This is a genomic window from Paracoccus sediminicola (assembly GCF_027912835.1).
GTDB classification, from domain to species: Bacteria; Pseudomonadota; Alphaproteobacteria; order Rhodobacterales; family Rhodobacteraceae; genus Paracoccus; species Paracoccus sediminicola.
In genome coordinates this window covers 279192-300404 of record NZ_CP115768.1, presented here as the reverse complement: position 1 = coordinate 300404, position 21213 = coordinate 279192, and the positions used below count along the sequence as shown (strand labels likewise).

Below are 21213 nucleotides of genomic sequence, written 5' to 3'. Positions count from 1 at the left end.
CCATGACGGGTCGCGCAGAGTGTCTTTGACGCATCAACGAATATGCAGAAACGAGGACAGACCATGACCGCGACCCGCCCCGCAGAGTTCAGCAATGTCAGCGTGACCCCGGTGAACAACCTGCCCGCACATGACGCGACCGCCCTGACGCAAGGCGGCAATCAGGCGCTCATCGTGCTGAACGAACAGGTCTATAATCTGCGCATCACCCGCGCGGGCAAGCTGATCCTGACGAAGTAGTCAGCTTTTCGGGCGGCGCGGCCCGCCGCCCGGCTTGCCGCCGGCGGGTTTTCCTCCACGCGGGGCACCCGGCCGGCCCGAGGGCTTGCCGCCCGGTCTCGGACCCGGCTTGCCCTCACGGCGCGGCCCGCCGCCGGTGGGCTTGGCCCCGCGGCGCGGCTTTGGCCGATCCGCATTCTCTGAACCGAAACGGCGCGGCCCCTTGCCGCCTTCCGCAGCCCGCGGGCGATCGCCACGGGGGCCATCTGTGCGGGGCCGATCACCACGGGGTCCATCGGCCCGAGATGATCCGTCGCGCCGCGTAAACGGCTTGTCGCTGCGTTTTTCAAAGTTCTTTCCGCCACGCGGCCCGCCGTCGCCTGCACCGCTACGGCCGGATCCGCGGGCACCGTCCCGCGCCGGGCGGTCATCTGTGCCGCGCTTATGGCGCGGCTTGCGCGCGCCGTCTTCGCCTTCTCCGAAGCGCCGCCGCTCGCGCCCCTCGGCCCCGGCGGCACCGTCCCGCGCCCCGAACCGACCCCGCGCGCCTTCATCACGGCTATGGTAAGACTTTTGCCCGCCATCGTGGCGGCGGGCATAGGGTTTGCGGTCCCCGTCCTCGCGGCGTGCATAGGGTTTGCGGTCCCCGTCTTCGCGGCTTGCATAGGGCTTCCTGTCGCCATCGCCGCGGCGGGCAAAACCTCTGCCGGTCTCGCGATCCTCGCGTGGTCCACGCGCCTCGTCCGGGCGGCGTCCGCCGAATTTCCGCGGTCCGCCCATGCGGTCACGATCATTGCGCCCGCCATCGTCACGACCGCCACCCCGGCGATCATCGCTGCGCGCACCGCGCCGATCCTCATCGGCACCGCGCTCGCGGAAGGGCCGATCCTTTTCCTCGGCCTCGCCGGTCAGCAAGCCGCCAAGCTGGTCGCGCAGCACACGCCGCTTGATCTCGCGCACCTCGTTGGCTTCCAGCCCGGTCAGCTTGAACGGGCCGTAACCGATGCGGATCAGCCGGTTCACCTGCAAGCCGACATGCGCCATGGCGCGGCGGATCTCGCGGTTCTTGCCCTCGCGGATGCCGACGGTCAGCCAGGCATTCGCGCCCTGCTGACTGTCCAGCTTGATCTCCATCGGGGCAAATTCCTCGCCGTCGATCTCGGCCCCCCGGCGCAGCGGCGCGAAGGTCAGATCGTTGGGCTGGCCGTTCACCCGCACCCGATAGCGCCGCAGCCATCCGGTTTCCGGCAGTTCCAACCGCCGCTTCAGCTCGCCGTCATTGGTCAGCAGCAGCAGCCCTTCCGAATTCAGGTCGAGCCGCCCCACCGACATCACCCGAGGCAGATCGCGGGGCAGCGCGTCGAACACCGTCTGCCGCCCCTTCTCGTCATTCTCCGAGGTGACCAGCCCGACCGGTTTGTAATACAGCCAGAGCCGCGTTTCCTGCGGTTCCTCCAGCTTCTTGCCGTCGACGGTGATCTTGTCCGAGGGCAGCACATCGAGCGCGGGGCTGTCGATCTTCTTGCCGTTCACCGTCACGCGGCCTTCGACGATCATGCGCTCGGCCTCGCGGCGCGAGGCGAGCCCCGCGCGGGCGATCACCTTGGCGATGCGGTCGGCTTCGGCGGGTTTGTCGGGATTGGGCTGGTCGGTCATGGCGATTCTCCTGTGACGCATCGCTGCGGCGAAAGAGGGTGTGATACGCCGAGTGCCGCGCAAATGAAAGAACTTCCACAACCGGGCGCCGCCATGCGAGAAGACGGCGATGACCGGGTTTATCTCTCACATGCCGCTCGCACTTGCCGAGGCGCGCGCCGCTGCGGCGCGTGGCGAGGTGCCGGTGGGCGCGGTGCTGACCGATCCGGCGGGCCGCGTGATCGCACAGGCCGGGAACCGCACGCGCGAGCTCAGCGACCCGACCGCCCATGCCGAGATCCTCGCCATTCGCGCCGCCTGCGCGGCACGCGGCTCGGAACGTCTGCCCGGCCACCGGCTCTGGGTCACGCTCGAACCCTGCCCGATGTGCGCCGCCGCCATTTCCGCGGCACGGATCGAGATCCTTTATTTCGGCGCCGACGACCCCCGCATGGGCGGGGTGCGCCACGGCGCGCGGCTGTTCGAGCATCCGCAGTGCCACCATCGTCCCCATATCCATGACGGGATCGCCGCAGAGGAAAGCCGGTCGATCCTGCGTGAATTTTTCGAGGCACGGCGTTGAAACACATATATCTCTTTCAGAGGGCGGCGTCTAGCCGCCGGGTGGGCGCACCGGCCTCTGGGCGTTTCGCTTTATTCCTCACCTCCGCCGAACGGATACGCTGCGTGGACCGGCCAGGAAGCGTCCGCCCGAGGGGGCGGCCGGACGCTGCCCGGCGGCGCTGCGCGCCTTGATTCCGGGCGGGCTTGCAGCGGCGATCTAAAGAAAACTCTGCGGATCGATATCCACCGATAGCCGCATATTCACCGGCAGCTTCACCGGCCCCAGCCAGTCCGAGATCGCCTTCTGCAACGCCGCCTGCCTTGGCGCACGGATCAGCATCCGCATCCGGTGCCGCCCCCGGATGCGCGCGATGGGCGCGGGCGCGGGCCCCCAAAGCTCGGCCCCCGCCTCGGCAATCGGGGCGGCGCGGCCAGCCAGATGCCGGGCGAAATCGGCCAGCGTCGCGGCATCGGGATGCGACAGGATGATCCCCGCCAGCCGCCCGAATGGCGGCATTCCGGCCTCGCGGCGCATCGCCGCCTCGGCATCCCAGAACCCCTCGTCATCCCCGGCAAGGATCGCCCGGATGACAGCATGATCCGGCTGATGGGTCTGCAACAAGGCCAACCCCGGACGATCCCCCGCCACGCGACCCGCGCGGCCCGCCACCTGCCGCATCAGCTGAAACGACCGCTCGGCGGCGCGCAGATCGGCGCCTTGCAGACCCAGATCGGCATCGATCACCCCGACCAGCGTCAGCCGGGGAAAATTATGCCCTTTTGCAACCAGTTGCGTGCCGATGATGATCTCCGTATCGCCCTCTGCGATCTCGGCGATCGTCTCTTTCATCGCTCGGGCCGAGCCGAACAGATCCGAGGACAGCACCGTGGCCCTGGCGTCGGGAAACCGCGCCGCGACCTCTTCGGCCAGCCGCTCGACCCCCGGCCCGACCGGGGCCAGCCGGCCCTCGACCCCGCAGGACGGGCATTCGGCGGGAATGGGCCGCGACTCGCCGCACTGATGGCAGACCAGCCGGTTCTGGAAGCGATGCTCGACCATCCGCGCATCGCATTGCTGACAGCCGATCTGTTCGCCACAGGCCCGGCAGACCGTCACCGGCGCATAGCCACGGCGGTTCAGGAACAGCAGCGACTGCTCGCCCCGCGCCAGCCGCGCCTCGACCGCCTGCGCCAACGTCGGAGAGATCCACTGCCCGCCCGGCATCTTTTCGGCGCGCAGATCGATCGTCGCCATCTCGGGCAGTTCCGCCTCGCCATAGCGCGACCGCAGATCCAGCCGCTTATACTTACCCGACCCCGCATTCACCCAGCTTTCAAGGCTCGGCGTGGCCGAGGCCAGCACCACCTGCGCAGAAGCCCCGGCCCCGCGCAGGACCGCCATGTCGCGGGCTGAATAATAGACCGTATCTTCCTGTTTATACGATGAATCATGCTCTTCATCGACCACGATCAGCCCCAGATCGCGGAACGGCAGAAACAGCGAGGACCGCGCGCCGACCACCAGCGAAACCTCGCCCTGCCCGGCCATGTGCCACAGCCGCCGCCGCTCGGTCCGGCTGATGCCGGAATGCCATTCGCCGGGCCGCGCGCCGAACCGCGCCTCGACCCGGTCGAGGAACTCGGCAGAGAGCGCGATCTCGGGCAGCAGGACAAGCGCCTGCCGCCCGGCGCGCAGGCAGGCGGCGACGGCCTCCAGATAGACCTCGGTCTTGCCCGATCCGGTCACCCCGCGCAGAAGCGTGGTGCCATAGCCGTCCGAGGCTACCGCCTCGCGCAGCGCGGTCGCCGCCTCGGCCTGATCCGGGGCCAGCGCCTTGCCCGGCAGATCGGGGTCCAGCTTCGGATAGGGCATGTCGCGCGGCGCCGAGACCTCGACCAGCGTGCCGGCTGCGACCAGCCCCTTGACCACGCTGGTCCCGACCCCGGCCATCTGCGCCAGCTCGGAGGGCGCGAAGCCCGCCCCGCCGTGATCGTCCAGTACGCGCAGCACCGCTTGACGCGCCTCGGTCATGCGCGAGGGCGGAGGCCCGGCGCGGTGGATGATCTTCCGTTCGGCCGGAGGCTTGCCCAGATCCGGCGCGCGCATCGCCATGCGCAGCATCATCGGCAAGGGCGTCAGCGTGTATTCCGCCGCGCGGCTGAGGAAATCGCGCAGTTCCGGCGAAAGCGGCGCGGCATCGACCAGTCGCGCCACCGCGCGCAGCTTCGCCGCGTCAAAGGCCCCCTCGCCCGGCCCCCAGACGGCACCCATCACCCGGCGCGGACCCAGCGGGCAGATGACGATCTGCCCCTCGGCCACGCCGCCCTCCGGCGCCAGATAATCCAGCAGCCAGACCGGCTCGGTCGTCAGCACACCGATCCTCTGGCCTTCCTCGTAGAAACTCACGTCCTGCCCTTCACACGAAGTCCCGGCAGACTTGGCCCGAGACCGCGCGAAAAACAAGCGCCCGGTGCTTCCCGCACCGGCGCCGATGCGCTATCACTCCGCCAGACGCAATGCAGGAGAGCGCCATGAAATTCTTTGTCGATACCGCCGATGTCGATGCCATCCGCGAGCTGAACGATCTGGGCATGGTCGATGGCGTGACCACCAACCCCTCGCTGATCCTCAAGGCGGGGCGCGACATCGAGGAAGTGACCCGCGAAATCTGCGATATGGTCGAGGGCCCGGTTTCGGCCGAGGTGGTGGCCGAAAAGGCCGACGACATGATCCGCGAAGGTAAGCATCTGGCCAAGATCGCCGATAATATCGCGGTGAAGGTGCCACTGACCTGGGACGGGCTGAAGGCCTGCCGTGCCCTGTCGGATGCGGGCCATATGGTCAATGTCACGCTGTGCTTTTCTCCGGCGCAGGCGATTCTGGCCGCGAAGGCCGGGGCGACCTTCATCAGCCCGTTCATCGGCCGCCTGGACGACATCCATCTGGACGGGATGGAGCTGATCGCCGACATTCGCGAGATCTACGACAATTACGGCTATGACACGCAGATCCTCGCCGCCTCGATCCGCTCGGTGAATCACATCATCGAAGCGGGCCGGATCGGCGCCGATGTCATCACCTCGCCGCCCAATGTCATCAAGTCGATGGCCACCCACCCGCTGACCGACAAGGGGCTGGCGCAGTTCAACGCCGACTGGGAAAAGACCGGACAGAAGATCGGATGAGCGACACCTCGCTGACCCCTGAACAGCGCGAGGCGCTGATGGAGGATCCCAGCGCGATCCTCATGGACCGGGACCTGATGCGCGCGATTGTCGGTGCGCATGAGGAAGGCGTGGGCGAGAATGTCATCGACATTCGCGGCCGCGCCATGGCGGCGCTCGAGGCGCGGCTCGACCGGCTGGAATCGGCGCATGAGACGGTGATCTCGGCGGCCTATGAAAACCAGTCGGGGATGAACACCATCCACCGCGCCGTGCTGTCACTGCTGCAGCCCGTCACCTTCGACGATTTTCTTGAGAACATGCAGACCGATCTCGCCGACATTTTGCGGGTCGATACGCTGGTGCTGGTGATGGAGACCGCGACCAAGGAAGGCGCGCCGGAAATGGGCGGGCCGCTGACCATGGTGCCTGCCGGAACCGTGGCCCGCGCCATCGCCGCAGGCCGTCGCGGGCAGAACTCGGGCGAGGTGATGTTGCGCCGCGCCTCCAAGATCAGCGCCGGGCTGCACGGCACGCCGGTCGCCTCCGAGGCGCTGATCCCGCTTGATCTCGGCCCGACCAGGATGCCTGCCATGCTGCTCATGGGCTCGGACGAGCCGGGCCGTTTTACCGCCGCACAGGCCACCGACCTGCTGCGCTTCTTCGGCCAGGCCTTCCGGCTGATCCTGCTGCGCTGGCTCGAGGACTGAAAGGATGAGCGCGCCGCTCGCGTTGTCGCCCGCCATGTCGGATGCGGTGGCGCGCTGGCTCAGCGGCGAGGCCGGGACGCGCGACCGTTCCGACCACACCATCACCGCCTATCGGGACGATGTGATCGCGTTTCTGTCCTTTCTCGGCGGCCATCACGGCGCGGCGGCCACGCCGAAATCTCTGGGCTTACTGACCCAATCCGACATGCGCGGCTTTTCGGCGAGCGAGCGGGCGCGCGGCTTGTCGGCCCGCTCTCTCGCCCGGCGGCTGTCGGCAATCCGCAGTTTCCTGCGCTGGATGTCGGATCGCGAAGGTTATGACCTCTCGGCGGCGCTCTCGGCGCGGATGCCGAAATATCAGCGTTCGCTGCCCCGCCCGCTCGCCCCGGATCAGGCGCGCGAGTTGCTGGACCATGCCGGGCATCACCACCCGGACGCGTGGATTTCGGCGCGCGACGCCGCCGTGCTGACCCTGCTCTACGGGTGCGGGCTGCGTATCTCCGAGGCGCTCACGCTGGAGGGGCGCGACTGGCCGCTACCCGAGACGCTGACCATCTCCGGCAAGGGCGGGCGCGAACGCCGGGTGCCGGTCCTTCCCGCCGCGCGCGACGCCATCGCCGCCTATCTCGAATTATGCCCCTGGCCGCTGAAACCCGACGGCCCGCTGTTTCACGGCGCGCGCGGGGGACCGTTGCGCGCAGGCGTGCTTTCGGGTGCCATGGCCCGGATGCGCCAGTCGCTCGGCCTGCCGCCCAGCGCCACGCCTCACGCCATGCGGCACAGCTTTGCCACCCATCTTCTGTCGGCGGGCGGCGATCTGCGCAGCATCCAGGAATTGCTGGGCCATGCGAGCCTGTCGACCACGCAGGTCTATACCGGCGTCGACGATGCCCGGCTGATGGAGGTCTATCGCAAGGCCCATCCCCGGCGCTGAGGCGCGGCCCCGACCCTAGGTCCAATGTCCCGGACGCACTCGCCGCGCAAGAAGGCATCGAGATCATTCCCGACCTGTCGCCGAGCCTGCTCGGCAGCCTCCTGATCCTCCCCATCGGCTCCGCCACCGCGGCGAGACCGTGGTGCGGCATTGCTTTCGGGCGCATCCGATCCCCGCCAAGAGCGAAGACCGCGCGTCCCACGGCCCATTCAGTGGAACTGGATATCGACGAAGAGATTTGCTTCGGGCGCGCGGGGCGTCAGAAACTGGCGTCGGACCCGCGCCCCTGAACGCGGCGAAGTTGTCTGCGCGCCTCAGGCAACATATCCTTGTTGCCCAGCCCCGTCTCTGGTCGCGTCGGCGGCGCGTCACACGCCCGGTCTACGCTCGGTGTGCACATGGTGCGGACCGAAACCCCGCTTGCGTGGCGATGCTGCCAATGCGACAAACCGCGGATGGATCTTCGTGTCAAAGCCCTCTCCGTCCATCTTCTCACCGCCAGCGGCGCGGTTTTCTCGATGCTGGCCATGCTCGCCGCCGTTGAAGAGAAATGGTCCGCCATGTTTCTCTGGCTTCTCGTCGCGCTTGTCGTTGACGGCGTAGACGGCCCGCTCGCCCGCCGCTACCGGGTGACCGAGAACTGGCCGCTTTATGACGGGGTGATCATGGACATGATCATCGACTTCCTCACCTATGTGTTCATTCCCGCTTTCGCCCTGTTCGAATCCGGTCTGCTGCCGGGCTGGACGGGATGGTTCGCGATCATTGTCATCACCTATGGGTCGGTCCTGTATTTCTCGGATACGAGAATGAAAACAAAGGATTACTCCTTTGCCGGCTTCCCCGCCTGCTGGAATATGCTGGTGCTGGTGCTCTTTGCGCTGAAGCCGAATTTCTGGATTATCCTGATCCTCGTGATCCTGCTGACCGTGGCGATGTTCTCGAATGTGAAATTCATCCATCCGGTGCGCACCAAGCGCTGGCGGGCGCTATCGCTGCCGGTCGCCGCGGCTTGGGTGAGCTTTGCGCTCTGGGCGATCCTGGTCGATTTCCACCCGGCAAGCTGGGCCAATTGGGGACTGGTGCTGACCAGCATCTATCTGGTCGTGGCCGGGCCGATTCAGCAGATGACCGAGCGAGAGTGACCCTTCTGAACCAGTGAGGTTCCTTTCCTTGAGTGTTGTTTTGACAGAATAATTCCTGCGCCCCATTGCATCGCCGTGCCTTCCCGTGCCTGGCCGCCGGGGCGAATTCCCTTGAAAGGCACGGATTTCGCAGCATTATCATCGCCGAACCGAAGCTATGGGGGGAAGCATGTTCCACCACTGGAAGACCACCACCGCAGCCGTTGCGTTGATGGCCACGCCCGCGCTTGCCGCGCAGGACACGATCACGCTGGGCATGGTGTTGGAACCGCCGAGCCTCGATCCGACCGGCAACGCCGCCGCCGCCATCGACGAGGTGGTTTATGCCAATATCTTCGAGGGGCTGACCCGTTTTGGCCCGGACGGCACCATCCAGCCCGGTCTCGCCCAAAGCTGGGAGGTCGAGGATGACGGCAAGAGCTATGTCTTCTCGCTGGCCGAAGGCGTCACCTTCCATGACGGCGCCGAGTTCACCGCCGAGGATGTAGTGTTCTCGCTTGACCGCGCGCGGGCCGAGGATTCGACCAATGCGCAGAAGACGCTGTTCGAAGGGATCACCTCGGTCGAGGCGGTGGACCCGCAGACCGTGCGCGTGACGCTTTCGGCAGCGGATGCGATGTTCCCCTTCAAGATGGCCTGGGGCGATGCCGTCATCATGGACGAAGCCTCGGTCGATCAGGCGGCAACGAACCCCGTCGGCACCGGGCCATTTCGCTTCGTGAACTGGACTCAGGGCGATTCGATCCAGATCGAAGCCTATGACGGCTATTGGGGCGAGAAGCCCGCCCTGCAATCGGCCACTTTCCGCTTCATCGCCGATCCCGGCGCCGCCTTCGCCTCGATCATGGCAGGCGATGTCGATGCGTTTCCGATCTTTCCGGCGCCCGAGAACCTGTCCCAGATCGAGGCCGATCCGCGCTTCAAGGTGATCGTCGGAACCACGGAGGGCGAGACGATCCTGACCATGAACAAGGCGGTGCCACCGCTGGACGACGTGAAGGTCCGCGAGGCCATCGCCCATGCGGTGAACCGGCAAGAGCTGATCGACGGCGCGATGTTCGGCTATGGTACGCCCATCGGCACGCATTTCGCGCCGCATCACCCGGATTACGTCGATCTGACCGAACAATCCGCCTATGACCCCGACCGCGCGAAAGAGCTTCTGGCCGAGGCCGGGGTCGAGGATCTGACGCTGCGCCTCGCCCTGCCGCCGACGCCCTATGCGCGCCGCGGCGGCGAGCTCTTGGCGGCGCAGCTTCGCGCCGTCGGCATCGAGACCGAGGCGACCAATATGGAATGGGCGCAATGGCTGGAGACGGTCTATACCGGCAAGGATTATGACCTGACCATCATCAGCCATGTCGAGCCGATGGATATCGGGATCTATGCGCGCGACGATTACTATTTCAACTACAGCAACGACGCGCTGAAAGAGGTCATGGCCGAGGTGAATACCACCGTGGACGAGGCGGCGCGCTCGGAATTGCTGAAAGAGGCGCAGACGATCATCGCGGATGATTATGCCAATGCCTATCTGTTCCAGCTGGCCAAGACAGGCGTGGCGAATGCCAATATCGAAGGGCTCTGGCAGAACTCCCCCACCCCGGCGAATGATTTGTCGCAGGTCCGCTGGACAGAGTGATCCGCGCGGATAAGGCGCGGCATCACTGCTATTGCCCAAATCGAAGCCCCGCAGCGTGTCGCCGCTGCGGGGCTTTCGCATGGTCGCCACCAACAGGAACCGCGCGAGGCAAGCGCGCCGATGGCGGCTCAGTTGCGCAGCACGATGCAGCGTATGCCGACCACGCGGGCCTTTTGACAGAAGCGGTTGGCCTCGCCGCGTGAGTTCCAGCCGACCTGCGCCGTATAGACCTTGCGCGCCCCGCCACGCAGCGAGCGGTGCACATAGCTGACCCGGTTGCCGTTGAGGATCGGTGAGAGCGCGCGGTTCAGCCGGTTGATCTGACGCTGCGCCCCGCCGCGGGTCGGGTGCGAGGCGAGGATGACGCCCCAGGGCATGACCGGCGGCGGGGTGACGCCGAACTCGCGAAGCTCTCGATTTCCGGCGAGCCGGGTGCAGGCTTCGAGAAACGGCGTGTCTCCATCCAGCCGGAGGTCAAGCTTGTCCGGCCCGGGCGGGTCCTCGCGCCAACGCCAGGCATTGAAGCCGGTGATCGCCTCGACATAATCTTGGGTTTCATAGGGCAGCGTTCCGCCCGATTGCAGGAAGCGCGCCGCCCGCGTCTCGCCGCCATTATAGGCCACCGCCGCCAGCCCGATTGAGCCATAGAAATCGCGCAGGCGACGCAGATAATTGGCCGAAACCTGGATCGCCTCGGCGGGGTTATACGGATCGTGCAATCCTACGATATCGGCGGTGCCGGGCATGAACTGGGCGATCCCTTCAGCGCCGACCGGAGACACCGCGCTCGGCTCAAACCGGCTCTCCTTCCACAGCAGGCGGGCGAGGAAATTCTTGTCCAGCCCCTCGCGCGAGGCGGCGCGTTCGATATTGCGGCAGACATCGGCGACATAGCTCTGGCGATAGATGCAATAGATCCCGTCCGCCGTGCAGCGCTTATCCTCTGCCTCGGGCTCGGGCGGGCGGCCTTCGACGGCGTCCACCGCCGGACGCGACACGGCCGGACCCGCCGTTATTGCCATCATCAGAATTGCCGTCAGAACCCGGCGCACCACCCGCATCCACAGTACCTGCCCATGATGCCACCCGATTAGCAAATCGGGACGATCAGGGAAACCGCGAGATTGCGTCGCGCGCGGTTTGCGGGCTGGTTACTTTGGCATGAGGTTTGCCGACGCCTTGCGGATGCGGCGTGTGACCTTGCGGAGCTTGCGCTGCGCCTTTTCAGCCTTCTCCTGCGCAACCTCAGCGGCCTTGCGGCGCTTCTTGCCGCCCTTCTTCTCGGCCTGCTTGGCGGCCTTCTTCGCCTTGGCTTCGGCCTTCTCGGCCTTGGCACTGCGGCGCGCGGCCTTGTCCTTCAGCTTGTCGATCTCATCCGGTGCCGCCTTTTTCCGCCTGCCCTTCTTGGAGCTTGCGGCATCGGCCTTTGCCGCCGGAAGCAGGCTGGCGGCGATGGCGGGGGCGGCAATATCGGCGTCGCGTTTCTGTGCCTTTGCACGGGCTCTCGGCGATGGCTTCGAAGCCGGTGTGTGGGAAGTCTCGCGCGATGACGAGACTTTCCCGGAACCGGTAGCGGCGGCGGCCTCAGGCGAGGCCGGTTTCGCGGCCGTTGAGCGGCCTGCTTTGCCCGCGGCAACCTTGCGTCCGCCGCTGCCCCTGCGGTCCGTGCTCGCGGCGCTGCCGGATTTTGCGCTGCGGCCACGCCCGCCACTGCGGGAGGCCACCCTGCCAGATACGCCGGGCTGTGTCTTGCGCGCCGTCTTCGCGGTGCCGGAGCTGGTCGACGAACCCTCTGCCTTGCGGCGGCGGTTGCGCTCGGCATTGGCACGGCGCAGCGCGGCGCGCAGGAAGGTCATGCGCTGCGTCTCCGAAGCAGAGGCGCCCGCGTCAGATGTCGCCTGCGTATCCCTAAACTCGCTCAGCCGAGAGATGATGTCCGAGAGCGCGGTATCCGACAGTTCACGAACCTTTGGACTGCGCGTCCGGGTGGCCAGTTCAAGCTCGTCCCCGGACAGGACCTTCTGCTCGTCCTTGGAAAAATTGGGCATATCGCTCCTCGCGTGGCTTTCAATCTTGATAGCCGAGACGGCGTGTCATTGAAAGTTCCTTGAAAATCCAGCGGATGAACGGAAAACGCCCCGGCCTTTCGGTCGGGGCGTTCCAAACGGGTTGCGGTTGCCGGATCAGCCGCGCACGGCGCTTTCGACCGGGCTCACACCGGGCGCCGTCGTGGTCGTTGTCGCCGCCGGGGTCTGGTCCACCGGCAGGGCATAGCCTTCGGGCGATTCAACGACCGGGCCTTCATACTGACGGCTTTCAGCTGCCGAGCGGACATGGACAGGGGTGTTGTCCGGCACGCGGTTGAACAGATCCATGATGTCCTGGTTGAACATGCGAATACAGCCTGCCGAGGTCGCCTTGCCGATCGAGGACGGGTCCATCGTGCCGTGGATCCGATAATAGGTGTCACGGCCGCCGCGATAGAGATACAGCGCGCGCGAACCGAGCGGGTTGTCCAATCCCCCCGAGACGCCGCCTTTCAGCGGGCCGTAAAGTTCAGGCTGTTCAGCGACCATGTTCGCAGTCGGGGTCCAGCTTGGCCAGGCGACCTTGCGGCGGATCACCGCGTCGCCGGTCAGTGTCTTGCCGGCCTTGCCGACGGCCACGCCGTAACGCTCGGCCATCCCGCCGCCCTGCACGTAATAGAGCAGCCGCGCATAGGGATCGACGACGATGGTGCCAGCGCTTTCGGGACCGTTATAGGGCACGGTCGTGCGCATGGTGCGCTCGTTCAGATAGGCGGACTTCACGGCCTTGATCTCGACAGGCTCGCCATTCGGGCCAGTATCGGTCCGGGCCTCGTAATAAGAGGGGACGAATTTCGCCGAGGCCATGTTATCGGCGGGCACTTCTGCGGTGGGTGCACAGGCGGCGAGACCCAGGGCAACTGCAATCGCAACGGGGATGATGCGCATGATGACTTCCTTCCTTTCGTCCCGGGGCAGACCGGAGACGCAAACTTTCAGCTCGGCAGCGCGGGGCGTGCCGTATCCCTACGAGCTATCGCCTTCCGACGCATGTGAACGCAAGCGGATCGCCGCCGAGTTCCCTTATATTTGAACAAAATGCGACCATTCAGGCGCATCCGTGTCACTTTTGCCGCACTGCGCGCCTTTTAGGACGCGACGGAAGCATCGGGGCGAGATAGCGCCCGGTGTGGCTTTCGGCCACCTCGGCCACATCTTCCGGCGTGCCGGCGGCCACGATCCGCCCGCCGCCATCGCCGCCTTCGGGGCCGATATCGATGATCCAGTCGGCAGTCTTGATAACGTCGAGATTATGCTCGATCACCACCACCGTATTGCCCTGTTCGACAAGGTGGTGCAGCACCTCCAACAACTTGCGGACATCCTCGAAATGCAGTCCGGTGGTCGGCTCGTCGAGGATATAGAGCGTCTTGCCGGTCGAGGCGCGGGACAGCTCTTTCGCCAGCTTGACCCGCTGCGCCTCACCGCCCGACAGCGTCGTCGCCTGCTGCCCGACCTTCACGTAGCCCAGGCCCACCTGCATCAGCGCATCCATCTTGCGCCGGATCGAGGGCACCGCCTTGAAGAACTCCTGCGCCTCTTCGATGGTCATCGCCAGCACATCAGCGATGGACTTGCCCTTGAACAGCACCTCCAGCGTTTCGCGGTTATAGCGCTTGCCGTGGCAAGTCTCGCATTCGACATAGACGTCGGGCAGAAAATGCATCTCGATCTTGATGACGCCGTCGCCCTGGCACGCCTCGCAGCGCCCGCCCTTGACATTGAAGCTGAACCGCCCCGGCTTGTAGCCGCGCGCCTTCGATTCGGGCAGATTGGCGAACCAGTCGCGGATATGGTCGTAAGCGCCGGTATAGGTCGCCGGGTTCGAACGCGGCGTGCGCCCGATCGGGCGTTGGTCGATGTCGATGACCTTGTCGAGATTCTCCAGCCCCTTGATCGTCTCGCAGGGCGCGGGTGCCTGACGGGCGCCGTTCAGGCGCTGCGACGCCGTCTTGAACAGCGTCTCGATGGTCAGGGTGGACTTGCCGCCGCCCGACACGCCAGTGACGCAGACGAATTTGCCAAGCGGGAATTCGGCGGTGACATCCTTCAGATTGTTGCCGGTCGCACCGACGACGGTGACGGCCTTGCCCGTGCCCTCGCGGCGTTCCTGCGGCACGGAGATTTCACGGATCCCGGCCAGATACTGCCCGGTCAGGCTGGCCGTGTCGGCGGCAATTTCCTCGGGCGTGCCCTTGGCGACGACCCCGCCGCCATGCACCCCCGCGCCCGGCCCCATGTCGAAGACGTAATCGGCATTGCGGATCGCATCCTCGTCATGTTCGACCACGATCACCGAGTTGCCCTGATCGCGCAGCCCTTTCAGCGTGGTGATGAGCCGGTCATTGTCCCGCTGATGCAAGCCGATCGAGGGCTCGTCCAGCACATACAGCACCCCGGTCAGCCCCGAGCCGATCTGGCTTGCCAGCCGGATCCGCTGGCTTTCGCCACCCGACAGCGTCCCCGCCGCGCGGCTGAGCGTCAGGTAGTCCAGACCGACATTGACCAGGAAACCGAGCCTCTCGCGGATCTCCTTCAGGATCGCGACGGCGATTTCGTTTTTCTGCTTGCCGAGATGGTTCGGCGCGCCGGTGATCCAGTCGAGCGCCTCGTGAATGGATTTCTCGACCACCTGGCCGATATGATGGTCGGCAATCCTGACGCAGAGCGCCTCGGGGCGGAGGCGATAGCCGTTGCAGACCTGACAGGGGCGGTTGTTCTGATACCGCTCCATCTCCTCGCGGACCCAGTTGCTGTCGCTCTCGCGCAGGCGGCGCTGCATGTTGGGGATGACGCCCTCGAACTGGCGCGTGACCTCGTAGATGCGACCGGCATCGTCGAAGCGGAACTTGATCTCATCCTTGCCCGAGCCATAGAGGAACAGCTTGCGGACCGCCTCGGGCAGATCGCGCCACGGGGTTTTCTTGTCGAAACCGTAATGTTTCGCCAGAGCGTTGACGGTCTGGGTCAGATAGGCGGATTTCGACTTGGCCCAGGGCGCGAGCGCCCCGCCGGCAATCGACAGCGCCTGATCCGGCACAACCAGATGTTCGTCGAAGAACAGCTCGACCCCCAACCCGTCACATTCCGGGCAGGCCCCCATTGGCGCGTTGAAGGAAAACAGCCGCGGCTCGATTTCCGGCAGGGTGAAGCCGCTGACCGGGCAGGCGAAATTCTCGCTGAAGGTGATGCGCTCCGGCTCGCCTTCGGTCGGCGCGGTTTCCAGAATGGCGATGCCGCTGGCCAGATCGAGCGCGGTGCGCAGCGAATCGGCCAGCCGGGTTTCCATGCCTTCGCGCACGACCAGACGGTCGACCACCACGTCGATATTATGGCGGTATTTCTTGTCCAGTTCGGGGGGTTCGTCGATCTCGTAGAACGCGCCATCGACCTTGACGCGCTGGAAGCCCTGTTTGCGAAGTTCGAGGAATTCCTTCTTATACTCGCCTTTCCGGTCCCGCACGATGGGGGCCAGAAGATAGCCGCGCGTCCCCTCCTCCATCGCCATGATCCGGTCGACCATGTCCTGCACCTGCTGCGCCTCGATGGGCAGGCCGGTGGCGGGGCTGTAGGGCGTGCCGACGCGGGCGAAAAGCAGGCGCAGATAGTCATAAATCTCGGTCACCGTGCCGACGGTCGAGCGCGGGTTCTTGCTGGTCGTCTTCTGCTCGATAGAGATCGCAGGGGAAAGACCGCTGATATGGTCCACATCCGGCTTGCCCGCCATGTCGAGAAATTGCCGCGCATAGGCCGACAGGCTTTCGACATAGCGGCGCTGCCCCTCTGCATAGATCGTGTCGAAAGCAAGGCTGGATTTTCCCGACCCCGACAGCCCGGTAATGACCACCAGCTGATCGCGCGGAATATCCATATCCACGTCTTTGAGATTATGTTCGCGCGCACCGCGAATTTCGATGAACTTCTGTTCCATGGACATGTCCCGCCGGTTCTGGCCCCAGTCGCATCAGATAGTCATGGAGCCGGAAAGCACAAGCTGTTAGAACATTAACAGAACATGCAGGAGGGTGAAATGGCTGTTCAGCATTATTCGGGAAGCTGCCAATGCGGCGCCGTCGCGTTCGAGGTCGATGCGGATCTGGATCAGGTGAATGCGTGCAATTGCTCACGCTGCCGAAGGCTAGGCTGGGTTCTGACTTTCCTGCCTGAATCGGCTGTCTCGATGGTCAGGGACGGGCCGACGACGGAATATCTGTTCAACAAGAAAAATGTTTCACATCGGTTCTGCCCGACCTGCGGCATCGAAACCTATGCGAGGGGTGAACAGGACGGTCAGGTCGTCTACGCGATCAACGTCAACTGCCTCGACGGCGTCGAGGCGCGCAGCCTCTCGCCCAAATGGTCGATGGCGCGAGCGCGTAACGTAGAAGGGCGGCGGGAAAACCCCACCGCCCTTTCGATACACATGGCAGCGCCACATATCAGAAATGAATGGCGCGCCCATACGCATCCAGAACCGATTCGTGCATCATCTCGGACAGGGTTGGATGGGCGAAGATGGTTTCCATCAATTCAGCCTCGGTGGTTTCCAGCGTCTTGCCGACGACATAGCCCTGGATCAGCTCGGTCACTTCGGCGCCGACCATATGCGCGCCCAGAAGTTCCCCGGTCTTTTCATCGAATACAGTCTTGATGAGCCCCTCGGATTCGCCAAGCGCGATGGCCTTGCCGTTGCCGATGAAGGGGAAGCGGCCGACTTTGACCTTGTAACCCTGTTCCTTCGCCTGAGCTTCGGTCAGACCGACCGAAGCGACCTGCGGGTTGCAATAGGTGCAGCCCGGGATCGAGTTCGGCTTGATCGGATGCACATCCTGCCCCGCGATCATCTCGGCCACCATCGTGCCCTCATGGCTGGCCTTGTGGGCAAGCCAGGGCGCACCGGCGACGTCGCCGATGGCATAAAGCCCGTCCACCCCTGTCCGGCAATATTCGTCGGTGACGACATGGGTGCGGTCGATCTTCACGCCCAGCTTTTCAAGCCCGAGATTTTCGACATTGCCGACGATCCCGACCGCAGAGATCACCGTGTCGACCTCCAGCTTTTCGGTCTTGCCATTCGTCTCGATCGTGGCGGTCACCTTGTCGGATTTGCGGTCCAGCGACTTGACCGTCGCCTTTTCCATGATCGTCATGCTCTGCTTTTCAAACTGCTTCTTCGCCAGCTTGCTGATGTCGGCATCCTCGACGGGCAGCACGCGGTCCATCACCTCGACGACGGTGGTGTCTGCGCCGAGCGTGTTGAAGAAGCTGGCGAATTCAATCCCGATCGCGCCAGAGCCGATCACAAGCAGTTTCTTCGGCATATGCGGCGGCTTGAGCGCGTGCTTGTAGTTCCAGACCCGCTTGCCGTCAGGCTCCAGCCCCGGCAGTTCGCGGGCGCGCGCGCCGCTGGCAAGGATGATGTTCTTTGCGGTCAGGTCTTCGCTGCCCTTGTCGGTCTTGACGCTCACCTTTCCGGCGGCAGGGATGGTGGCCTCGCCCATGATGACGGTGACCTTGTTCTTCTTGAGCAGATGACCGACACCGCTGGTCAACTGCTTCGCCACCCCGCGCGAGCGCTCCACGACCTTGTCCAGATCATAGTCGAAATTCTCCGCCGAGAGACCGAAATCCTTGGCCCGTTCCATCAGATGGTAGACCTCGGCCGAGCGCAGCAGCGCCTTGGTCGGGATGCAGCCCCAGTTCAGGCAGATGCCGCCAAGATGCTCACGCTCCACACAGGCGACCTTGAGCCCGAGCTGCGCGGCACGGATGGCTGCAACATATCCGCCGGGTCCGGCCCCGATCACAATCACATCGAAATTCTGCGCCATGCGATACTCCTGGGAAAATTTAGTTCAGCGTTAAACCAATTACCCGTCATCAGCAAGCGACAGCCGCCCCTGCACCATGGCGCCGTAGCCGCCCTTATCCAGGAAATCGCGCTCCTGCGGGGTGGTTTCGCGGCCAAGTGCGGCGTTGCGCCAGGGAAAGCGGCCAAAGCGTGCAATCACGTCGCGATGCAGCCTGGCATGGCGAATATTGTCGCCGGGCATCCGTTCTTCGAAGAGGGAAACGGCGCGGTTCTGGTCGCCCATTTCCTCGGAATGCATGAAGGACATATAGAAAAATTGCCGCGCCGGTTCTTCGGTTTCCAGATCGAAACCGGCGTCGAGCGCGGCCGAGGCGATGCGCCGCGCCAGCTTGTCGGTGGCAAAGCTGCGCGCATCGTCGCGGAACATGTTGCGCGGCAACTGATCGGTGAGGATCAGCGCGGCCAGCGCCCCCTCACTCGTGCCCTGCCATTCCGCGCTCAGCGCCTCGGCGCGTTCCCATGCGGGAAGAAACCGGTCGCGGCATTGCTGGTCGAGCTCGTCGGTGGCGTTATACCACCCTTTCGGGCCGACCTCGTTCAGCCAGAATTCGTTCACCTCTTGCGGCGTCACCTTTTGCGGCGTCATGGGCGGTCCCCCCCTTTTGGGGCATGGTTGCAGCGTGACGCGCGCTCCGCAAGCGGGTTTTCGGCGCCGGGCAGAAGCCCGCGCCTGGGCGGCCCGCTTTTACCGAAGATCTCCGGGCGCCTCGTCGCCCGGCATGTCTAGGCCGGGGGCGTCACCCTCGGCGCCATCATCATCATCCTCGTCCGCCAGCCCGTCCTCGTCATCTTCAATCCCGTCCTCGGCCCGCATACCGGACCCGATGGCGCCGTAATCCTCAGGCGCGACGAGATCCTCATCCGGGCTGTCGGCGGGGCCATAGCCGTCATCGGGTTCCGGCGCGGCGACGGGATCGCTCTCGGCCTGTTCGTCGATCTGTGCGGCTTCGAAGTTATACTCGACCGCGACCGGGCTCGCCGAGGGTGTGATGACCGCAAAGCCGCCCGTCTCACTCGCCGCGGCGCTTTCGCGCTGCAACATGCGCCAGCCCGTATAGGCAGCGAGGATGGACATCAGCAGGCCGATATAGATCCAGTAACCGTCCGGCCCGACAATCGCCATGAGTCGGCCCACGATCAGCGGGCCGCCGACCGCGCCGAGCCCGTTCAGGAACATCAGCCCCGCCGATGCCGCCGCCATGTCGTCTGCGTCGAGCAGGTCGTTGGCATGGGCCAACAGCAACGCATAGACGGGGTTCGCCACCCCACCCGCGACAGCCGCGGCGACGATGATTCCCCAGATCCCGAAATCGAGGCTGAGCACCAGCGTCACCGCCACCACCCCGACCAGCAACAGATGCAGCACCAGCTGACGCCGGTCCATCCGGTCGGACAGCCAGCCGATCGGAAACTGCGCGGCCAGCCCGCCCAGATAGATCGCCGCGACCACCGCCGAGATGTCGCGCACGTTCAGCCCCTCGATCGTGCCCCAGACAGAGGTCATGCCGAGCAGCGCCGAGAACACGCTGCCCATGATGAAAACGCCGATGCAGCCGAGCGGAGTCACCCGATAAAGCCGCAGAAAGCTCATCCGTTTCAGCGCACCGAAGGCCGGCGCGGGCTGCACCGACAGCAGGATCGGGGTGAAGGCCAGCGACACCAGAACCGAGGGCAGCACGAAAAGCATATAGCCGCTCGGGTCGCCGAAATTGATCAGCACCTGACCGCTGACCAGTCCGATCATCTGAACGATCATGTAAAGCGACATCGCCTGACCGCGCTTTTCATTGCCGGTCGAGGCATTCAGCCAGCTTTCCGCCGTGATATAGACGCCCGAAAAACAAAAGCCGATCAGCAGGCGCAGCAGCGACCACATGATCCAGTTCGGCAGCGCCGCATACATGATGAGCACCGCCGAGATCAGCGAGCCCAGTGCCGCGAAGACACGCACATGGCCGACCCTCTGGATCATGCCGGGCGCGATCAGGCTGCCCAGAAGGAAGCCGCCGAAATAGGCCGACATGACCACGGCCAGCCGGTCCGTCGACATCTCTTCGATGCCGCCGCGAATCCCCAGCAAGGTGCCCTGCATCCCGTTCCCGACGAGAAGCAGCATGATCCCCAGCAACAGCGGCCAGGTCGAGCGCAAAACAGTGATCATTCGGTTCTCTCGGGGATAAGCAGCGAGGCATCGCCATAGGAAAAGAAGCGATAACCGCGCTCTACCGCGTGGCGGTAAATATTGCGTATACGGTCCTGCCCCATCAGCGCCGAAACCAGCATCAGCAGCGTCGATTTCGGCAGGTGGAAATTGGTCATCAGCGCGTCGGTGACGCGGAAGCGATAGCCGGGATAGATAAAGATATCCGTCGCCTCGGCGAAGGGGTGGATCTGCCCGTCACTGTCGGCCGCTGATTCGATCAGACGCAGCGCGGTGGTGCCGACCGGGATGATGCGGCCCCCGGCGGCGCGGGCTGCGTTGATGGCGGACGCGGCCTCGGCGCTGACCTCGCCCCACTCGGCATGCATGCGATGGGTGGTCACATCCTCGACCTTGACCGGCAGGAAGGTGCCGGCGCCGACATGCAGCGTGACATGGGCAAAGCGCACATCCCGCGCGCGCAGCGCATCAAGCAGCGGCGCATCGAAATGCAGGCTCGCGGTCGGGGCGGCTACGGCGCCGGCGCGGCGGGCCCAGACGGTCTGATAATCTTCGCGGTCGGCGGCGTCGGGCGCGCGCTGCGCGGCGATATAGGGTGGCAGCGGCATCGCCCCGACCTGATCGAGCGCCGCGTCCAGAGCCGCGCCTTCCGCGTCAAATTCCAGGCGCAGCTCGGCCTCTCCGATATCGGCCACAACTGCCGACAGCGCCTCGCCAAAGCGGATCGTCTCACCCGGTTTCAGCTTGCGCAGCGGCTTGGCGAGCGCCCGCCAGCCGGAAGCTGCCGGTTCCAGCAGCGTGACCTCGATCTTCGCAGTGGCATCTCCCTGAGCGGTCTGGCGTGTCCGATGACCGGTGAGCCGGGCCGGAATCACCTTGGTATCATTGAGCACCAGAAGATCGCCCGGCATCAGCAGGTCGGGCAGATCGCGCACGATGCGGTCCGCGATTCCACCCTGCTCTGCGACCAGCAGACGCGCCGAACTGCGCGGCCGCGCGGGGCGGGTCGCGATCAGGTTTTCGGGCAGGTCGAAATCGAAATCAGACAGCTTCATTCGCGGGCTTCTGTGCCGAGGAAT

The 21213-nt window shown here is 65.1% G+C and carries 16 protein-coding genes and 2 pseudogenes; 8 read left to right on the top strand and 10 right to left on the bottom strand.

Going from position 1 to position 21213, the window contains the following annotated elements; translation table 11 throughout:
- The first annotated feature begins 63 nt into the window (after positions 1-63).
- Positions 64-240 (top strand): hemin uptake protein HemP, encoded by a 177-nt coding sequence (gene hemP / locus PAF18_RS01470; RefSeq protein WP_271116877.1) that lies wholly within the window; start codon positions 64-66, stop codon positions 238-240.
- On the opposite strand, the gene PAF18_RS01465 is transcribed toward hemP, so the two are convergent.
- Entirely contained in the window at positions 241-1875 is a 1635-nt protein-coding gene (locus PAF18_RS01465; protein WP_271116876.1) for a pseudouridine synthase, read from the bottom strand.
- A gap of 109 nt (positions 1876-1984) precedes the next feature.
- Between PAF18_RS01465 and PAF18_RS01460 the strand changes: the two genes are divergently transcribed.
- The gene (locus PAF18_RS01460; protein ID WP_271116875.1) at positions 1985-2437 is read left to right on the top strand and encodes a nucleoside deaminase; all 453 of its coding nucleotides are present in this window, start codon (positions 1985-1987) and stop codon (positions 2435-2437) included.
- A 198-nt stretch (positions 2438-2635) separates the two neighbouring features.
- Here PAF18_RS01460 and PAF18_RS01455 read toward each other — a convergent pair whose 3' ends face one another.
- Entirely contained in the window at positions 2636-4825 is a 2190-nt protein-coding gene (locus PAF18_RS01455; protein WP_271116874.1) for a primosomal protein N', read from the bottom strand.
- 125 nt (positions 4826-4950) lie between these two features.
- Between PAF18_RS01455 and fsa the strand changes: the two genes are divergently transcribed.
- The 5 genes from fsa to PAF18_RS01430 all read left to right on the top strand — a co-directional run bounded on the left by fsa (position 4951) and on the right by PAF18_RS01430 (position 10014).
- Complete coding sequence (gene fsa, locus PAF18_RS01450; protein ID WP_271116873.1) at positions 4951-5604, top strand: fructose-6-phosphate aldolase; 654 nt, start codon at positions 4951-4953, stop codon at positions 5602-5604.
- Positions 5601-6293 (top strand): DUF484 family protein, encoded by a 693-nt coding sequence (locus tag PAF18_RS01445; RefSeq protein ID WP_271116872.1) that lies wholly within the window; start codon positions 5601-5603, stop codon positions 6291-6293. Before fsa ends, PAF18_RS01445 begins: the two co-directional genes overlap by 4 nt.
- Before the next feature lie 4 nt (positions 6294-6297).
- Entirely contained in the window at positions 6298-7227 is a 930-nt protein-coding gene (locus tag PAF18_RS01440; RefSeq protein WP_271116871.1) for a tyrosine recombinase XerC, read from the top strand.
- 455 nt (positions 7228-7682) lie between these two features.
- Positions 7683-8372 carry a CDP-alcohol phosphatidyltransferase family protein gene (locus tag PAF18_RS01435; protein ID WP_271116870.1) on the top strand — a complete coding sequence of 230 codons (690 nt, stop codon included), beginning with the start codon at positions 7683-7685 and terminating at the stop codon, positions 8370-8372.
- Between the two features lie 169 nt (positions 8373-8541).
- Positions 8542-10014 (top strand): ABC transporter substrate-binding protein, encoded by a 1473-nt coding sequence (locus PAF18_RS01430; RefSeq protein WP_271116869.1) that lies wholly within the window; start codon positions 8542-8544, stop codon positions 10012-10014.
- Between the two features lie 128 nt (positions 10015-10142).
- Here PAF18_RS01430 and PAF18_RS01425 read toward each other — a convergent pair whose 3' ends face one another.
- From PAF18_RS01425 to uvrA, 4 genes are all read right to left on the bottom strand, one after another.
- On the bottom strand, positions 10143-11039 hold the full coding sequence (locus PAF18_RS01425; RefSeq protein ID WP_271116868.1) for a lytic transglycosylase domain-containing protein: 897 nt from the start codon (positions 11037-11039) through the stop codon (positions 10143-10145).
- A 126-nt stretch (positions 11040-11165) separates the two neighbouring features.
- A complete protein-coding gene (locus PAF18_RS01420) occupies positions 11166-12062 on the bottom strand; it encodes a hypothetical protein (protein WP_271116867.1) in 897 nt (298 codons plus the stop codon).
- Positions 12063-12197: 135 nt separating this feature from the next.
- A complete protein-coding gene (locus tag PAF18_RS01415; protein ID WP_271116866.1) occupies positions 12198-12989 on the bottom strand; it encodes a L,D-transpeptidase in 792 nt (263 codons plus the stop codon).
- A 175-nt stretch (positions 12990-13164) separates the two neighbouring features.
- The gene (uvrA, locus tag PAF18_RS01410) at positions 13165-16032 is read right to left on the bottom strand and encodes an excinuclease ABC subunit UvrA (RefSeq protein WP_271116865.1); all 2868 of its coding nucleotides are present in this window, start codon (positions 16030-16032) and stop codon (positions 13165-13167) included.
- An 84-nt stretch (positions 16033-16116) separates the two neighbouring features.
- Between uvrA and PAF18_RS01405 the strand changes: the two are divergent.
- Positions 16117-16398, top strand: a pseudogene (locus PAF18_RS01405) (GFA family protein); the annotation flags it as partial.
- 142 nt (positions 16399-16540) lie between these two features.
- On the opposite strand, the gene lpdA reads toward PAF18_RS01405, so the two are convergent.
- From lpdA to queA, 4 genes and pseudogenes are all read right to left on the bottom strand, one after another.
- On the bottom strand, positions 16541-17932 hold the full coding sequence (gene lpdA / locus PAF18_RS01400) for a dihydrolipoyl dehydrogenase (RefSeq protein WP_271116864.1): 1392 nt from the start codon (positions 17930-17932) through the stop codon (positions 16541-16543).
- A gap of 39 nt (positions 17933-17971) precedes the next feature.
- Positions 17972-18559, bottom strand: coding sequence for a DUF924 family protein (locus PAF18_RS01395; protein WP_271116863.1), 588 nt, complete (start codon positions 18557-18559; stop codon positions 17972-17974).
- A gap of 333 nt (positions 18560-18892) precedes the next feature.
- Positions 18893-20134 (bottom strand): annotated as a pseudogene (locus tag PAF18_RS01390) (MFS transporter); the annotation flags it as partial.
- Positions 20131-21189: a tRNA preQ1(34) S-adenosylmethionine ribosyltransferase-isomerase QueA gene (queA, locus tag PAF18_RS01385; RefSeq protein ID WP_271116862.1), complete on the bottom strand. Its 1059-nt coding sequence runs from the start codon at positions 21187-21189 to the stop codon at positions 20131-20133. The gene queA and the pseudogene PAF18_RS01390, both read right to left, overlap by 4 nt.
- Between the last annotated feature and the right edge of the window lie 24 nt (positions 21190-21213).

Bases quoted from the DNA above. Each gene is read 5' to 3' on its own strand.
- hemP (WP_271116877.1), top strand. From the start codon at position 64: ATGACCGCGACCCGCCCCGCAGAGTTCAGCAATGTCAGCGTGACCCCG.
- PAF18_RS01465 (WP_271116876.1), bottom strand. From the start codon at position 1,875: ATGACCGACCAGCCCAATCCCGACAAACCCGCCGAAGCCGACCGCATC.
- PAF18_RS01460 (WP_271116875.1), top strand. From the start codon at position 1,985: ATGACCGGGTTTATCTCTCACATGCCGCTCGCACTTGCCGAGGCGCGC.
- fsa (WP_271116873.1), top strand. From the start codon at position 4,951: ATGAAATTCTTTGTCGATACCGCCGATGTCGATGCCATCCGCGAGCTG.
- PAF18_RS01445 (WP_271116872.1), top strand. From the start codon at position 5,601: ATGAGCGACACCTCGCTGACCCCTGAACAGCGCGAGGCGCTGATGGAG.
- PAF18_RS01440 (WP_271116871.1), top strand. From the start codon at position 6,298: ATGAGCGCGCCGCTCGCGTTGTCGCCCGCCATGTCGGATGCGGTGGCG.
- PAF18_RS01435 (WP_271116870.1), top strand. From the start codon at position 7,683: ATGGATCTTCGTGTCAAAGCCCTCTCCGTCCATCTTCTCACCGCCAGC.
- PAF18_RS01430 (WP_271116869.1), top strand. From the start codon at position 8,542: ATGTTCCACCACTGGAAGACCACCACCGCAGCCGTTGCGTTGATGGCC.
- PAF18_RS01425 (WP_271116868.1), bottom strand. From the start codon at position 11,039: ATGATGGCAATAACGGCGGGTCCGGCCGTGTCGCGTCCGGCGGTGGAC.
- PAF18_RS01420 (WP_271116867.1), bottom strand. From the start codon at position 12,062: ATGCCCAATTTTTCCAAGGACGAGCAGAAGGTCCTGTCCGGGGACGAG.
- PAF18_RS01415 (WP_271116866.1), bottom strand. From the start codon at position 12,989: ATGCGCATCATCCCCGTTGCGATTGCAGTTGCCCTGGGTCTCGCCGCC.
- uvrA (WP_271116865.1), bottom strand. From the start codon at position 16,032: ATGGAACAGAAGTTCATCGAAATTCGCGGTGCGCGCGAACATAATCTC.
- lpdA (WP_271116864.1), bottom strand. From the start codon at position 17,932: ATGGCGCAGAATTTCGATGTGATTGTGATCGGGGCCGGACCCGGCGGA.
- PAF18_RS01395 (WP_271116863.1), bottom strand. From the start codon at position 18,559: ATGACGCCGCAAAAGGTGACGCCGCAAGAGGTGAACGAATTCTGGCTG.
- queA (WP_271116862.1), bottom strand. From the start codon at position 21,189: ATGAAGCTGTCTGATTTCGATTTCGACCTGCCCGAAAACCTGATCGCG.